This window comes from Streptomyces sp. NPDC031466, from assembly GCF_055581265.1.
The window spans coordinates 69,441-84,530 of the sequence record NZ_JBVIJT010000015.1 but is presented as its reverse complement, the minus strand read 5'-3'; the positions used below and the strand labels follow the sequence as shown (position 1 = coordinate 84,530).

Sequence of the window (15,090 nt, the reverse complement as noted above, 5' to 3'; positions counted from 1 at the left end):
GAGCCGGACGTGCCGCGACACCGCGTGGTGGTCACCGGGGCGGGTGTGCTGTGCCCGCTCGGCTCGACGATCGACGAGCTGTGGCAGGGCCTCGTCGCCGGGCGTTCGGGGATCGCTCCCCTGACCCGCTTCGACGCCGGCCGGTTCCACACCCGGCACGCCGGCGAGGTGGACGACTCCGTCGTCACGTTCGCACCCGGCCCGCTCCGGTTCGAGACGGGGCGCATGAGCGCCTTCGCGCGGTACGCGCTCTTCGCCGCCGACCGGGCGCTCGAGGACAGTGGTCTGTGCGCGGCCGCGGAGCCCGGGGCGGACGGGGGAGCGGCACGGCGGGGATATCCGCCGGGCGGCGGCGTGTACCTCGGCGTGGCCATGGGCGGGCTGCCCAGCATCGAGGCGGGCGTCCTGCGCCAGGAGCGGCAGGGAGTGCGCAGGACCAGCCCGTTCCTGATCCCCTCCCTCATCCCCAACATGGCGGCGAGCGTGATCGCCCTGCGCCATGGCATCGAGGAGGAGCAGGTCACGGTCGCCGGCGCCTGCGCGAGCGGCAGTCAGGCCATCGGGCAGGCGATGCGCGCCATCAGGTCCGGCAGGCGCGCCTGGGCGGTCGCCGGCGGGGCGGAGGCGGTCATCACCCCGATCACCTACTCCGGTTTCCAGGCGATGCGGGTGCTCAGCCGGCACGACGACCCGGAATCCACCCCCCGCCCCTTCGACCGCTCGCGGGACGGCATCGTCGTCGGTGAAGGGGCCGCCGTCTTCGTGCTGGAGGAACGCGCGCACGCGAAGGCGCGCGGCGCGGTGATCCACGGCGAACTGACCGGCTTCGACGCCAACAGCGGGGGCGACGACCTCACCGGCATCTCGGCCCGCCACGTCACCCGCTGCATGACCGGCGCCCTCGCCGACGCGGGCGTGGAACCTGCCGCGATCGACTGCGTGTTCGCCCAGGCGTCTGGCATGGTGCAGGGCGACGCCGCCGAACTGGAGGCGTTGCGCGCGCTCACCGAGGACACCGGTCACCGGCCCGTCGTCACGTCGATCAAGGGGCACTTGGGGTACACGTTCGCCGCGAACGGGCCGCTTAACCTCGCCGGGGCCCTCATGGCGCTGCGCCACCAGGCCGTCCCGCCCACGCTGCACCTGAAGGAGACCGACCCGGAGTTCGTCAAGGCCGACATCGCCCGCGAAGTCCGCGAGAGGGAGATCCGCCGCTGTCTGATCAACGCGTTCGGCTTCGGCGGGATCAACGCGGGCCTCGTCGTGTCCCGCCCCTGACCGCGCCGCGCCCCCACCCCCCAGCAGAGGAGAACCGTGTCCACGCACTTCGAGAAGCTCACGCGTTGCTGCATGAACTGCAAGATCTCGCGCTTCCTGGACAAGACCATCGAGATCGAGGAGGCGGGGCGCGCCCGGGTCGCCATCCCGTTCCACGGCGACCTCACCCAGAACGCGGACTTCCTGCACGCCGCCATGATGTTCGAGGTCGGCGACACGGCCGGATTCGTCGCGGCCAACTCGATGGAGGAGACCTTCAGCGTCCTGACGGTCGACTACCACATCAACCTGATCCGGCCGGTCCAGAAAGAGGGCATCTACGCCGTCGGCCACGTCGTCACCGCCGGCCGGACGCTCTACGTCGCGCGCAGCGACATCTACAGCGACAGCGGCAAACTGGTGGCGGCCGGACAGGGCACGTACACGGTGTCGAAGATCCCGCTCACCGACCTCGACGGCTACGCGGACTGACCGGGGCGGAGGACCGACCAGTGATCGACGTGTCCGACCACGACGGCATCGCGCTCCTGACCCTGGACCACGGGCCGGTCAACGCACTGGACAAGGAGCTGCTCACACGCCTCCCCGAGGCCCTGGAGAAGGTGGCCGACGCCCGCGCGGTGGTGCTCACCGGACGCGGGCGGTCCTTCTCGGCGGGGGTGGACCTCAAGCGGGTGATCGACGGCGGACCGGAGTACGCCGAGGCCTTCCTGCCCGCCCTGCACCGCGCGACCCTCGCCCTGTTCGACCACCCGAGGCCGGTGGTCGCGGCGGTCAACGGGCACGCCCTGGCCGGCGGTTGTGTGCTGGCCGCCGCCTGTGACCTGCGGCTGATGTCCGACGGCTCCATCGGGCTCACCGAACTCGCCGCCGGGGTGCCCTTCCCGACGGTGTGCCTGGAGGTCGTACGCCACGCCGTGGGCCCGGCGCTCGACGCGATGGTGCTGGGGGCGGGGCGTCTGACGCCCCGGCAGGCGCTCGCCATCGGCCTGGTGCACACGCTCGTCGAGCCGGACGAGCTGCTCGCCGCCGCGCTGCTGCGGGCGCGGGAGCTGGGCCGCGCGCCGTCGGACGTCTACGCCCTCGCCAAGCGCCAGCTCCACCGGCCCACCCACGGGCGCATCGCCGCCGCCGGGTCGTCGGACGACGCCGAGGTGCTGAGGCTGTGGAGCGCCGAGCGCACCGGCCGCACCCTGCGCGGGTACCTGGCGGCCCTGCGCCGCGGCTGACACCCGGGGCCTGCGCCCGGGCGTGGGCGGGGCCTCAGGCCTGCTCCGCCCGGAACCCCGCCGGCGTGACCCCGGTCCGCTGCTGGAAGAACTTCGAGAAGTTCGCCGAGTCCGCGAAGCCGACGGCCGCCCCGATGCGCCCCGCAGGCAGGTCGGTGTGGGCCAGGAGCCGCTTCGCCTCCAGGACCACGCGGCGGTCGATGAAGTCCTTCGGGGTCAGGCCGGTGGCGGCGCGGACGGCGCGGACCAGGGTGCGGCGGGAGTAGCCGAGCTGGTCGGCGTAGGCGCTGACGCTGTGGTTGGTGGTGAAGCCCTGCTCGACCGCGCCGCGGAACCGGGAGAACGCCGAGTCCGGCAGCGGCCTGCCCTCGTCGGCCGCCGCCTGCGCCGACACGTGCGCCACCCGCAGCATGAAGGCCGTCAGGCAGTGCCGCAGCACCGAGGTGTGCAGGCTCGGCGGCAGCGTCGAGGTGTCCAGGTACTCGCGCTGGAGCTGCTCCAACGAGGCTTCGAGGGCCGCCAGTTGACCCTGGTCGGGACGCAGGAGCGGCGGCCGGTCGTAGCGGTACAGGCCCGTCGCCTCCACGATCGAGCGCGGCAGGAAGCCGGGCTGCATCGTGAGCGCGGTGCCGACGTAGGCGTCGGTCGCCGAGAAGCTGTGCACCTGGCCGGGCCGGATCCACAGGACGTCGCCGGCCCCGACCTCGTACTCCGTGAAGTCGACCATGTGGCGGACCGGGCCCGCGCGGAAGAACAGCAGTACGTGGAAGTCGATGCGGTGCACGCGCCGGGACAGGCCGACGCCGCCCGCCCAGGGCCCGTCCGTGCCCATCGGGCCGACCTGCATCCCCACCCCGGAGACGCTCGCGCTCGCGTCGAAGGGGTAGGTACGGATGTGCTCCGCGTCGCCCATGTGCGCGCTCGGATGCGCGTCGGCCTGCTCGGTCATGCGTGTTCCCGGGGTCTTTTCCGTGTCTTGTGGGTCCGGGCGGCTTCCGCCCGGCCCGGCTGTCCCATTTTCACCGGACGGTGACACGGGCGCACCTTCCTCGGCAAAAGTATGACCTTTAACTTCGAAGGTGGCTGGACCAGGGCCTTTGGCCCCGGACCGCCGGTGCCCCCCGGCACCGAGGAAGCACCACGGATGCGAAGGAAGTCATACAGATGAGCACGCAGACACCGGACGGCCTGGACCCCTTCGAGCGCCCCTTCGAGTGGACCGGACTCGACCGGCGTGCCGTCGACACCGCCCGCCTCCTGGCGGCCGACGCCGTGCAGAAGGTCGGCAACGGCCACCCCGGCACCGCCATGAGCCTCGCCCCGGCCGCGTACACCCTCTTCCAGAAGGCCATGCGGCACGACCCGGCCGACCCGGAGTGGACCGGCCGCGACCGCTTCGTCCTCTCCCCGGGCCACACCAGCCTCACCCTCTACACCCAGCTGTTCCTCTCCGGCTACGAGCTGGACCTCGACGACCTGAAGGCGTTCCGCACGCAGGGTTCCAAGACCCCGGGCCACCCCGAGTACGGCCACACCGCCGGTGTCGAGACGACGACGGGCCCGCTCGGCCAGGGCGTCGCCAACGCGGTGGGCATGGCCATGGCCGCCCGTTACGAGCGCGGCCTGTTCGACCCCCACGCCCCCCAGGGCACCAGCCCCTTCGACCACACCATCTGGGCGATCGTCTCCGACGGCGACCTGCAGGAAGGCGTCTCCGCCGAGGCGTCCTCCATGGCCGGCCACCAGAAGCTCGGCAACCTCGTCTTCCTCTACGACGACAACCACATCTCCATCGAGGGCGACACGGACACCGCGTTCTCCGAGGACGTCGCCAAGCGCTACGAGGCCTACGGCTGGCACGTGCAGCGCGTCACCCCGCAGCCCGACGGCGACATCGACGTCAAGGCCCTGTACGAGGCGCTCGCCGCCGCCAAGGCCGAGACGGAGCGCCCGTCCCTCGTCGTGATGCGCACGGTCATCGCCTGGCCCGCGCCGAACGCGCAGAACACCGCGGGCGCGCACGGCTCCGCGCTCGGCGACGAGGAAGTGGCCGCCACCAAGCGCGTCCTCGGCTTCGACCCCGAGCAGTCGTTCACCGTCGAGGACGACGTCTTGGCCCACACCCGCAAGGCCCTCGACCGCGGCGCCGAGGCGCACGCCGCCTGGGACAAGCGGCTCGCCGAGTGGCGCGCCGCCGACCCCGAGCGCTCGCGCCTGCTCGACCGCGTCGTCGCCGGCCGCCTCCCCGAGGGCTGGGAGCAGGCGCTGCCCGCCTTCGAGGCCGGCACGAAGCTCGCCACGCGCGCCGCGTCCGGCAAGGTCCTCCAGGCCCTCGGCCCGGTCGTCCCCGAGCTGTGGGGCGGCTCCGCCGACCTCGCGGGCTCCAACAACACGACGATCGACAAGACGTCGTCGTTCCTGCCCGAGGGCAACCCGCTGCCGGAGGCCGACCCGTACGGCCGCACGATCCACTTCGGCATCCGCGAGTTCTCGATGGCCGCGGAGATGAACGGCATCGCGCTGCACGGCAACACCCGGATCTACGGCGGCACGTTCCTCGTCTTCTCCGACTACATGCGCAACGCCGTGCGCATGTCGGCCCTCATGCAGCTGCCCGTCACCTACGTGTGGACGCACGACTCCATCGGCCTCGGCGAGGACGGCCCGACCCACCAGCCGGTCGAGCACCTGGCCTCGCTGCGCGCCATCCCGGGCCTGAACGTCGTACGCCCGGCCGACGCCAACGAGACCGCCGTCGCCTGGCGCGAGATCCTGCGCCGCGGCTCGGCCAAGCCGGCCCCGCACGGCCTGGCGCTGACCCGGCAGGGCGTGCCCACGTACGAGGCCAACGAGCTGGCCGCCAAGGGCGGCTACGTTTTGGCCGAGGCGTCCACGGGCACCCCGGACGTCGTGTTGATCGCCACCGGATCCGAGGTGCACCTCGCCGTCGAGGCCCGGGAGCGGCTGGAGGCCGAGGGCGTCGCCACGCGTGTCGTGTCGATGCCGTCCGTCGAGTGGTTCGAGGAGCAGCCGCGGGAGTACCGCGACAGCGTCCTGCCGCCCGCCGTCAAGGCCCGTGTCGCCGTCGAGGCCGGCATCGGCCTGACCTGGTACCGCTACGTCGGGGACGCCGGACGCATCGTCTCCCTGGAGCACTTCGGCGCCTCCGCGGACGCCGACGTCCTTTTCGCCGAGTTCGGCTTCACCGCCGAGAACGTCGCCGCGAAGGCACGTGAATCCCTCGCCGCCGCCCGCGCCTGACCTCCCGTAACACCCGAAAGAAGATGACACACATGACCAGCGCCGCACCCGCTGCCCCCGCCCCCGCCTCCGCGCGCCTGAAGGCCCTGTCCGACGAAGGCGTCTCCATCTGGCTGGACGACCTGTCCCGCACCCGCATCGAGTCCGGCAACCTCGCCGAACTGATCGAGAAGAGCCACGTCGTGGGCGTCACCACGAACCCCTCGATCTTCCAGGCCGCCATCGGCTCCGGCGCGGGCTACGAGGAGCAGCTCGCCGACCTGGTCGTGCGCGGGGTCACCGTCGACGAGGCCGTCCGCATGATGACCACCGCCGACGTCCGCGCCGCCGCCGACGTGCTGCGCCCCGTGTACGACACGACCGGCGGCCGCGACGGCCGCGTGTCCATCGAGGTCGACCCGCGCCTGGCTCACGACACCGCCGCCACCATCGCCGAGGCCAAGCAGCTCGCGTGGCTCGTCGACCGCCCCAACGTCATGATCAAGATCCCGGCGACCGAGGCGGGCCTGCCCGCGATCACCGAGGTCATCGGCCTCGGCATCTCGGTCAACGTCACGCTGATCTTCTCGCTGGAGCGCTACAAGGCGGTCATGGACGCCTACCTCGCGGGCCTGGAGAAGGCGCACGAGCGCGGCATCGACCTGGCCGGCATCCACTCGGTGGCCTCCTTCTTCGTCTCGCGCGTCGACTCCGAGATCGACAAGCGCCTCGACAAGGTCGGCACGGATGAGGCCGTCTCCCTCAAGGGCAAGGCCGCCCTCGCCAACGCCCGCCTCGCCTACGAGGCCTACGAGCAGGTCTTCGCCTCCGACCGCGCTGCCCGCCTGGAGGCCGCGGGCGCCCACAAGCAGCGCCCGCTGTGGGCCTCGACGGGCGTCAAGGACCCGGCGTACAAGGACACCCTGTACGTCGACGAGCTGGCCGCGCCCGGCACCGTCAACACCATGCCGGAGGCCACCCTCAAGGCGACCGCCGACCACGGCGACATCCACGGCGACGCCGTCACCGGCACCTACGACGCCTCCCGCGCCGAACTGGCCGCCGTCGAGCAGCTCGGCATCTCCTACGACGAGGTCGTCCAGCAGCTGGAGGACGAGGCCGTCGCCAAGTTCGAGGCCGCCTGGACCGACCTGCTCGGCACCGTCGCCACCCGCCTGCGGGACAAGGAGGCCGACACCAAGTGAGCGCCACCGACTGGCACAACCCCCTCAGGGACCCCCGCGACCGGCGCCTGCCGCGCATCGCGGGCCCCTCCGGGCTCGTCATCTTCGGCGTCACCGGCGACCTGTCCCGCAAGAAGCTGATGCCGGCCGTCTACGACCTGGCCAACCGCGGACTGCTGCCGCCCGGCTTCTCGCTCCTCGGGTTCGCCCGCCGCGAGTGGGAGGACCAGGACTTCGCCCAGGTCGTCCACGACTCGGTGCGCGAGCACGCCCGTACGCCCTTCCGCGAGGAGGTCTGGCAGCAGCTCGCCGACGGCATGCGCTTCATCCCCGGCGACTTCGACGACGACACCGCCTTCCGCCAGCTGCGGGAGGCCGTCGAGGAGCTGGACGACAAGCGCGGCACGAGCGGCAACTACGCCTTCTACCTCTCCGTACCGCCGAAGTTCTTCCCCAAGGTCGTCCAGCAGCTCAAGAAGCACGGCCTCGCGGACGCCCCCGAGGGCTCCTGGCGCCGCGCCGTCATCGAGAAGCCCTTCGGCCACGACCTCGCGTCGGCCAAGGAGCTGAACGCGATCGTGCACGAGGTGTTCGCTCCGGACCAGGTGTTCCGGATCGACCACTACCTCGGCAAGGAGACCGTCCAGAACATCCTGGCCCTGCGCTTCGCCAACCAGATGTACGAGCCCATCTGGAACCGCAGCTACGTCGACCACGTGCAGATCACGATGGCCGAGGACATCGGCATCGGCGGCCGTGCCGGCTACTACGACGGCATCGGCGCCGCCCGCGACGTCATCCAGAACCACCTGCTCCAGCTGATGGCGCTGACCGCCATGGAGGAGCCGGCCGCGTTCGACGCCGAGTCGCTCGTGATGGAGAAGTTGAAGGTCCTCAAGGCGGTGCGCCTGCCCGACGACCTCGCGGCCGCCACGGTCCGCGCCCAGTACGCCGCCGGTTGGCAGGGCGGCGAGAAGGTCAGGGGCTACCTCCAGGAGGACGGCATCGACCCCGCGTCGAAGACCGACACCTACGCCGCCGTCAAACTGGAGGTCGACAACCGCCGCTGGGCGGGCGTCCCCTTCTACCTGCGCACAGGCAAGCGCCTGGGCCGTCGCGTCACCGAGATCGCGGTCGTCTTCCAGCGCGCCCCGCACTCGCCGTTCGACTCCACGGCCACCGAGGAACTCGGCCAGAACGCCATCGTCATCCGCGTCCAGCCCGACGAGGGCATGACCGTGCGCTTCGGCTCGAAGGTCCCGGGTACGTCGATGGAGATCCGCGACGTGTCGATGGACTTCGCCTACGGCGAGTCGTTCACCGAGTCCAGCCCGGAGGCGTACGAGCGGCTGATCCTGGACGTGCTGCTGGGCGACGCCAACCTCTTCCCGCGCACGGAGGAGGTGGAGGAGTCCTGGCGCATCCTCGACCCCGTCGAGGAGCACTGGGACCACCACGGCAGGCCCGCCCGGTACGCCTCGGGCAGCTGGGGACCCGAGGAAGCGGACGAGATGCTCGCACGAGACGGACGGAGCTGGCGCAGGCCATGAAGATCGATCTGACCGACACCACGGCAAGCAAGATCAATAAGGCGCTCGTGGAAGGACGCCGGGCCATCGGCACGCCCGCCGTCGGCGTGGTCCTGACGATGGTCATCGTCACCGACGAGGAGAACGCCTACGACTCGGTCAAGGCGGCCGAGGAGGCCTCCCGCGAGCACCCCTCGCGCACCCTCGTCGTCATCCGGCGCACCGCCCGCTCCCCGCGCGACCGCCAGGGCAACCGCCTCGACGCCGAGGTGCGGGTCGGCTCCGAGGCGGGCACCGGCGAGACCGTGTTCCTGCGCCTGTACGGCGAGGTCGGCCAGCACGCCGACTCCGTCGTCCTGCCGCTGCTGCTGCCCGACGCCCCGGTGGTCGTCTGGTGGCCGGTCGACGCGCCGGAGCACCCCGCCAAGGACCCGCTGGGCGCCCTCGCGGCCCGCCGCATCACCGACGCGTACGCCGTCGAGGACCCGCTCGCCGCTCTCACGGCCCGCGCCGCGTCCTACGCCCCCGGCGACACCGACCTCGCGTGGACCCGCCTGACGCCCTGGCGCTCGATGCTGGCCGCCGCCCTCGACCAGGCCCGCGTCGAGGTGACGTCGGCCGCCGTCGAGTCCGAGGCCGACAACCCGAGCGCCGAACTGCTCGCGCGCTGGCTCGGCGCCCGGCTCGGCGTCGCGGTCGAGCGCGTCACTACCGCCGGGCCCGTCGTCACGGCGGTCCGCCTCGGCACGGCCGACGGGGAGATCCGCATCGACCGCCCCGAGGGCCCCCTCGCCACCCTGTCCCTGCCCGGCCAGCCCGCGCGCACCCTCGCCCTGAAGGTGCGCTCGACGGCCGAGCTGATCGCCGAAGAGCTGCGCCGCCTCGACGCCGACGAGATGTACGCCGTCGCGCTGCACGGAGACGCCCTCGGTACCAAGGAGCCCGTTCACCATGCCTGACACCAAGGACAGCAAGCCCCTCCTGACGCGCCGCCCCCAGTGGACCGCGCTGGAGGACCACCGCGCCAAGTTCAACGGCACCCACCTGCGCGACCTGTTCGCCGCCGACCCGGGGCGCGCCGAGCGCTACACCGTCCAGGTCGGCGACCTGCACATCGACTACAGCAAGCACGTCGTCACCGACGAGACGCTCGCCCTCCTCCAGGAGCTGGCCGCCGCCACCGACGTCTTCGGGCAGCGCGACGCCATGTTCCGCGGCGAGAAAATCAACACCACCGAGGACCGCGCCGTCCTGCACACGGCCCTGCGGGCACCCGCCGGCGCCGTGATCGAGGTCGACGGCGAGAACGTCGTGCCGAAGGTGCACGCCGTCCTCGACAAGATGGCCGCCTTCGCGCAGAAGGTCCGGTCGGGCGAGTGGACCGGCCACACCGGCAAGCGCATCAAGAACGTCGTCAACGTCGGCATCGGCGGCTCCGACCTCGGCCCCGCGATGGCGTACGAGGCGCTGCGCCCCTACACCGCGCGCGACCTCACCGTCCGCTTCGTCTCCAACGTCGACGGCGCCGACCTCCACGAGGCCGTCCGCGACCTCGACCCCGCCGAGACGCTGTTCGTCATCGCCTCGAAGACGTTCACCACCATCGAGACGATCACCAACGCCAAGGCCGCCCGCGCCTGGCTGCTGGCCTCCCTCGGCGACGAGGCGGCCGTGGCCAAGCACTTCGTGGCCCTGTCGACGAACGCCGAGAAGGTCTCCGACTTCGGCATCGACACGGCCAACATGTTCGAGTTCTGGGACTGGGTCGGCGGCCGCTACTCCTTCGACTCCGCCATCGGCCTCGCCCTGATGATCGCCATCGGCCCGGACGCCTTCCACGAGATGCTGGACGGCTTCCGCCTCGTGGACGAGCACTTCCGCACGGCACCCGCCGAGGCCAACGCGCCGCTCCTGATGGGCCTGCTGGGCATCTGGTACGGCAACTTCCACGACGCCCAGTCGCACGCGGTGCTGCCGTACTCGCACTACCTGTCCAAGTTCACGGCCTACCTCCAGCAGCTCGACATGGAGTCCAACGGCAAGTCCGTGGACCGCGAGGGCCGCCCGGTGCGGTGGCAGACGGGCCCGATCGTCTGGGGCACCCCCGGCACCAACGGCCAGCACGCCTACTACCAACTCATCCACCAGGGCACGAAGCTGATCCCCGCCGACCTCATCGGCTTCGCGAAGCCCGTCGTGGAGCTGGGCGACCTGGCCGCGCAGCACGACCTGCTGATGGCCAACCTCTTCGCGCAGGGCCAGGCCCTCGCGTTCGGCAAGACGCCCGAGGAGGTGCGCGCCGAGGGTGTGCCCGAGGAACTGGTCCCGCACAAGACGTTCAAGGGCAACCACCCCACGACGACGATCCTCGCCCGCGAGCTGACGCCCTCGGTCCTCGGCCAGCTCATCGCCCTCTATGAGCAGAAGGTGTTCGTCCAGGGCGCCGTGTGGAACATCGACTCCTTCGACCAGTGGGGCGTCGAACTCGGCAAGGTCCTCGCCAAGCGCGTGGAGCCCGCCCTCACCGAGGGCGCCGAGGTCCCCGGCCTGGACGCCTCCACGCAGGCGCTCGTCGCCACCTACCGCGCCCTGCGCGGCCGCACCTCCTGAACCCCGACCTCCGCTGACCCCCGGAAAGAGAGCAACTGACATGCAGCTCGGACTCATCGGCCTCGGCAAGATGGGCGGCAACATGCGCGAGCGCATCCGCCGCGCCGGCCACACCGTCATCGGCTACGACCGCAACCCCGACGTCTCCGACGTCGCCTCGCTCGCCGAACTCGTCGACAAGCTCGAAGGCCCGCGCGTCGTCTGGGTGATGGTCCCGGCGGGCGCGGCCACCCAGTCGACCGTGGACGAACTGAAGGACCTGCTGTCTGAGGGCGACATCGTGGTCGACGGCGGCAACTCCCGCTGGACGGACGACGAGAAGCACGCCGAGGAGCTCAAGGCCAAGGGCATCGGCTTCGTGGACTGCGGCGTCTCCGGCGGCGTCTGGGGCCTGGAGAACGGCTACGCGCTCATGGTCGGCGGCGACGACGAGCACGTCGCCCGCGTCAAGCCGGTCTTCGACGCCCTCAAGCCGGAAGGCGACTTCGGCTACGTCCACGCGGGCAAGGTCGGCGCCGGCCACTTCTCCAAGATGGTCCACAACGGCATCGAGTACGCCATGATGCAGGCCTACGCCGAGGGCTGGGAGCTGCTGGAGGCCGTCGACTCGGTGACCGACGTGCGCGAGGTCTTCCGCTCCTGGCAGGAGGGCACGGTCATCCGTTCCTGGCTGCTGGACCTCGCGGTCAACGCGCTGGACGACGACGAGCACCTGCAGAAGCTGCGCGGCTTCGCGCAGGACTCCGGAGAGGGCCGCTGGACCGTCGAGGCGGCCATCGACAACGCGGTCCCGCTCCCGGCGATCACCGCGTCCCTCTTCGCCCGCTTCGCGTCCCGCCAGGACGACTCGCCGCAGATGAAGATGATCGCCGCGCTGCGCAACCAGTTCGGCGGCCACGCGGTGGAGTCCGCGAAGTAACCGGCCCGGGACTCCGTGCGGCGCCGCCTCAGGAACGGCGGCGCCGCACGGGCGTGCCAGGCGTCCTCGGCGGCGTACCGCCACTTGGACCACGGCGGCGGCTTCCGGAACGGCACGTAGGTCGGCCGGTCAGGTCTCTCACTGCAGCGCGGCCCCGACGATGCGCTCGGCCACCGGGTTCTTGCCCGAGCCCTTCGCGTCGGTCGCGTTGACCGAGTAGACGAGGGTGCGTGAGCCGTCCTCGGTGGCGGCGATCAGGTTCGTGTAGCCGTAGCGTGCGCCGGTCTTGAGCCAGACGTCCTTGCCGCCGATCTTCATGTGCTGCGGGCCCCCGCCGTAGACCGCCTCGGGGACGTCCGGTGCGAGGCGGGGCAGCGTGAGCATCTCCTTCAGCTGGGCGTCCGGCAGTACCTGTCCGCCGAAAAGGGCCCGTGTGAAGGTCTCCAGGTCGGCCGTGGACGAGATCATGTCGCCCGCCGCGAAGCGGTCGGACTGGTTCCACTCGGTGACGTCCACCAGCCGGGCCGTGCCGTCCGGGCGTTCCATCGTCTGGTAGCCGCGGTTGTGCGGCCCGCGGATACGGGGGTCGGTGCCCGGGAAGTACGTGTCGCGCATGTGCAGCGGCTCGAAGATCCGCTGCCGGGCCTGATGGGCGTACGTGTCTCCGGTGACCCTCTCGATCAGCAGACCGAGCACGGTGTAGCCGATGTTGCGGTAGTGCTGCTCGGCGCCCGGGTCGTGCTGGGGGCCCTTGGCGAGGGCGGAGGCGACGACGGTCCGCGGGTCCAACGTGTCGTAGCGGTGGGCGTATTCGTCGTCGAAGCCGTCGCCCGGCTTGAGGCCGCTGGTGTAGTTCAGGAGGCTGCGGACGGGGATGGGCCGGAACTCGTTCCCGAACAGTTCCGGCATGTAGTGCTGCACCGGCTCGTCCAGGTCGAGCGCGCCCTCGGCGGCCAGTTGCAGGGCGACGGCAGCCGTCACGATCTTGGTCGTGGACCCGGCGCGGAACCGGCCCCGCGGGTCGGCCTGACGGTGCGTGACCAGGTCGTGGACGCCCGCACTGCCGCGCCAGGTGCCGTCCGTGCTGCCGACGCGGACGAGGGCCGCGGTCGCGTCGGCGTTCGGCAGCCCCTTGATCGCCTCGCGCAGGGCCTTGGAGTCGGGGCGGGCCGAGTCGGGGCGGGCCGAGGGGGCGTCCACGGTCGTCCCGCGGGCCGGGGTGTGCGCGAGGGCGGGGGCGGTCGCGGCGCCGGTCAGGCCGAGGATGAGGGCGGTGGCGAGAGTGGCGCGGGCGGGGACCTTCACGGGGACTCCTGGTGCGGTTGTGGTCTGGTACCTGGTGTCCTCATCCTCGTGATCATGGCGGAGCGGTGGATCGTCCGTAGGGAGGGTGCGTGCCCTGGACCGCACCGGGGTCAAGGAGCCTACGCGCCGGGGGAGTTCCCGGGGTTGTCCCCTAGGGGCGCCCAGTCCATCGGGAGCATCGCGTCGGCCGGGGTCTCCGGGCGCTCCGGGGAGTCCGGGGAGTCCGGGGCGAGGAGTCGACTCATCGACTCGGCCGCACGGACAGCGGCATCCCCGCAGCAGTTGTTGAACAGCACGTGGACCTCGTCGGCACGCTCGGCCATGGAGCGTATCCGCGGGACCCACTCGGCGAGTTCCGCCGCCGCGTACACGTGCCGGAACTTGTCCTCCTTGGAACCGGTGCCCCACGCCGCACTGCGACCGTGGAAGCGGACCACCGCGTGCCGCGCCGCGGTGACGGGGGCCACGGGAGGCATGGAGCCGGACAGGCCCTGTGCCGTGTCCACCGCGACCGCGGCCAGGTCCAGTTCCGTCAGCAGCGCCTCGCTGCGGGCGCGCCGGTCCTCGTCCCACCACGCGGGGTGGCGGAACTCCACGGCCACCGGCCAGCCCGCCGCGCGTTCGGCGCACTCGTGCAGCGCCTTCTCCGCCCGGGGCCCCGGGGTGAACCACGGCGGGAACTGGAAGAGCAGCGTCCCCAGCCGGCCCGCCCGACGCAGCGGTTCGAGCGCGCCGCTGAAACGCTGCCACACGGCGTCGAGCAGCCAGGGGCCTTCCGGTTCGCCCCGCAGGTCGGGCGGCAGCGCCGCCTGCCGGGTCGGGTGTCCGGTGAGCAGGGAGAACGCCTTCACGTCGAAGCGGAAGCCGTCCGGCGTGCGGTCCGCCCACAGCCGGCAGGTCTCCTCGCGGGGGAGCGCGTAGTAGGTCGCGTCCACCTCCACCACCGGGAAACGGCCGGCGTAGTGCCGCAGCCTCCCCTCGGCGTCCTTGAACCCCCGCGGATACCAACCGCTGGCCAGCAGCGCGCGGTCCGTCCACGAACAGGTCCCCACCAGAATGTCGTTCATCCGGTCCGGGTACCCCGACGCGCCCCCGACGTGCCCCTGATGTGTCAGGAGGCGCGCAGCGACTCCAGGACGTCGATGCGGTTGGTGGTGATCGCGTCCACACCCGCGTCGAGCAGCCGGCGCATCGAGCGGCGGGTGTCCGGGGTCCACGCCGAGACGAGGAAACCGTCCCGGTGCGCCTGGCGGACCAGCTCGCCGTCGACGAGCGGGAAGCGGTAGTTGAGCCAGCGCGGCTTCACCGCGTCGAGCAGTACGCGGCGGGGCGGGGCCAGCGTGGTCCAGGTCAGCGCGATCTCCGCGGCCGGATCGGCGTCGCGCAGCGCGAGCATCGTCTGACCGCCCGCGCAGTAGTACACGCGCTCGGCCGCCCCGCACTCCGCGACGGCCCCGACGACCGTACGGACTGCGTCGTGCGTCGCGCCCGGCAGGTCGATCATGATCCGGCGGCCCTCCGTGGCCGCGAGGGCCGCTTCGAGCGTCGGCACGCCGCCCTCGGTGAGACCGTCCAGCTCGGCGGCGGACAGGGCGCCGAGCGGACGTGCGTACCCCCACAGCCGTTCGAGCGTCGCGTCGTGCAGCAGGACGGGTACGCCGTCGCTGCTCAGGCGGACGTCGATCTCCACCGCGTCCGCGCCCCGTTCGAACGCGGAGCGCAGGGACGGGAGGGTGTTCTCGCGGACACGGTAGGGATCGCCTCGGTGGGCCACAGCTGTCACGGTGCGCATGGAC

At 71.8% G+C, this 15,090-nt stretch carries 13 protein-coding genes; 9 read left to right on the top strand and 4 right to left on the bottom strand.

The annotated features are described in order from the left end of the window. The first annotated feature begins 9 nt into the window (after nucleotides 1–9). Genes ACZ5GP_RS31440 through ACZ5GP_RS31430 form a run of 3 tightly spaced genes read left to right on the top strand, consistent with a single transcriptional unit; the run spans nucleotide 10 to nucleotide 2,507 of the window. The gene (locus tag ACZ5GP_RS31440) at nucleotides 10–1,278 is read left to right on the top strand and encodes a beta-ketoacyl-[acyl-carrier-protein] synthase family protein (protein WP_468754095.1); all 1,269 of its coding nucleotides are present in this window, start codon (nucleotides 10–12) and stop codon (nucleotides 1,276–1,278) included. 36 nt (nucleotides 1,279–1,314) lie between these two features. Beyond that, complete coding sequence (locus ACZ5GP_RS31435) at nucleotides 1,315–1,749, top strand: PaaI family thioesterase (RefSeq protein ID WP_468754094.1); 435 nt, start codon at nucleotides 1,315–1,317, stop codon at nucleotides 1,747–1,749. Nucleotides 1,750–1,769: 20 nt separating this feature from the next. Beyond that, complete coding sequence (locus ACZ5GP_RS31430) at nucleotides 1,770–2,507, top strand: enoyl-CoA hydratase/isomerase family protein (protein WP_468754093.1); 738 nt, start codon at nucleotides 1,770–1,772, stop codon at nucleotides 2,505–2,507. A 34-nt stretch (nucleotides 2,508–2,541) separates the two neighbouring features. Here the strand turns inward: ACZ5GP_RS31430 and ACZ5GP_RS31425 are convergent, their stop codons facing one another. Then, nucleotides 2,542–3,456 carry a helix-turn-helix domain-containing protein gene (locus ACZ5GP_RS31425; protein WP_468754092.1) on the bottom strand — a complete coding sequence of 305 codons (915 nt, stop codon included), beginning with the start codon at nucleotides 3,454–3,456 and terminating at the stop codon, nucleotides 2,542–2,544. A gap of 215 nt (nucleotides 3,457–3,671) precedes the next feature. Here ACZ5GP_RS31425 and tkt point away from each other — a divergent pair, with 215 nt between their 5' ends. The 6 genes from tkt to gnd are packed head-to-tail and all read left to right on the top strand — an operon-like array spanning nucleotide 3,672 to nucleotide 11,989. Continuing rightward, nucleotides 3,672–5,768: a transketolase gene (tkt, locus tag ACZ5GP_RS31420; RefSeq protein WP_468754091.1), complete on the top strand. Its 2,097-nt coding sequence runs from the start codon at nucleotides 3,672–3,674 to the stop codon at nucleotides 5,766–5,768. A 32-nt stretch (nucleotides 5,769–5,800) separates the two neighbouring features. Then, nucleotides 5,801–6,952, top strand: coding sequence for a transaldolase (gene tal / locus ACZ5GP_RS31415; protein ID WP_468754090.1), 1,152 nt, complete (start codon nucleotides 5,801–5,803; stop codon nucleotides 6,950–6,952). Then, nucleotides 6,949–8,481 carry a glucose-6-phosphate dehydrogenase gene (gene zwf / locus ACZ5GP_RS31410; RefSeq protein WP_468754089.1) on the top strand — a complete coding sequence of 511 codons (1,533 nt, stop codon included), beginning with the start codon at nucleotides 6,949–6,951 and terminating at the stop codon, nucleotides 8,479–8,481. Before tal ends, zwf begins: the two co-directional genes overlap by 4 nt. Then, a complete protein-coding gene (gene opcA, locus ACZ5GP_RS31405) occupies nucleotides 8,478–9,419 on the top strand; it encodes a glucose-6-phosphate dehydrogenase assembly protein OpcA (protein ID WP_468754088.1) in 942 nt (313 codons plus the stop codon). Before zwf ends, opcA begins: the two co-directional genes overlap by 4 nt. After that, nucleotides 9,412–11,070, top strand: coding sequence for a glucose-6-phosphate isomerase (pgi, locus tag ACZ5GP_RS31400; RefSeq protein WP_468754087.1), 1,659 nt, complete (start codon nucleotides 9,412–9,414; stop codon nucleotides 11,068–11,070). Before opcA ends, pgi begins: the two co-directional genes overlap by 8 nt. Before the next feature lie 13 nt (nucleotides 11,071–11,083). Then, nucleotides 11,084–11,989, top strand: a complete 906-nt coding sequence (gene gnd / locus ACZ5GP_RS31395) for a phosphogluconate dehydrogenase (NAD(+)-dependent, decarboxylating) (RefSeq protein WP_358913841.1) — start codon at nucleotides 11,084–11,086, stop codon at nucleotides 11,987–11,989. Nucleotides 11,990–12,127: 138 nt separating this feature from the next. Here gnd and ACZ5GP_RS31390 read toward each other — a convergent pair whose 3' ends face one another. The 3 genes from ACZ5GP_RS31390 to ACZ5GP_RS31380 all read right to left on the bottom strand — a co-directional run bounded on the left by ACZ5GP_RS31390 (nucleotide 12,128) and on the right by ACZ5GP_RS31380 (nucleotide 15,086). Continuing rightward, on the bottom strand, nucleotides 12,128–13,294 hold the full coding sequence (locus ACZ5GP_RS31390; protein ID WP_468754086.1) for a serine hydrolase domain-containing protein: 1,167 nt from the start codon (nucleotides 13,292–13,294) through the stop codon (nucleotides 12,128–12,130). Nucleotides 13,295–13,413: 119 nt separating this feature from the next. Then, on the bottom strand, nucleotides 13,414–14,361 hold the full coding sequence (locus ACZ5GP_RS31385) for a DUF72 domain-containing protein (RefSeq protein ID WP_468754085.1): 948 nt from the start codon (nucleotides 14,359–14,361) through the stop codon (nucleotides 13,414–13,416). A gap of 44 nt (nucleotides 14,362–14,405) precedes the next feature. Continuing rightward, entirely contained in the window at nucleotides 14,406–15,086 is a 681-nt protein-coding gene (locus ACZ5GP_RS31380; RefSeq protein WP_468754084.1) for a glycerophosphodiester phosphodiesterase, read from the bottom strand. Nucleotides 15,087–15,090: the final 4 nt, after the last annotated feature.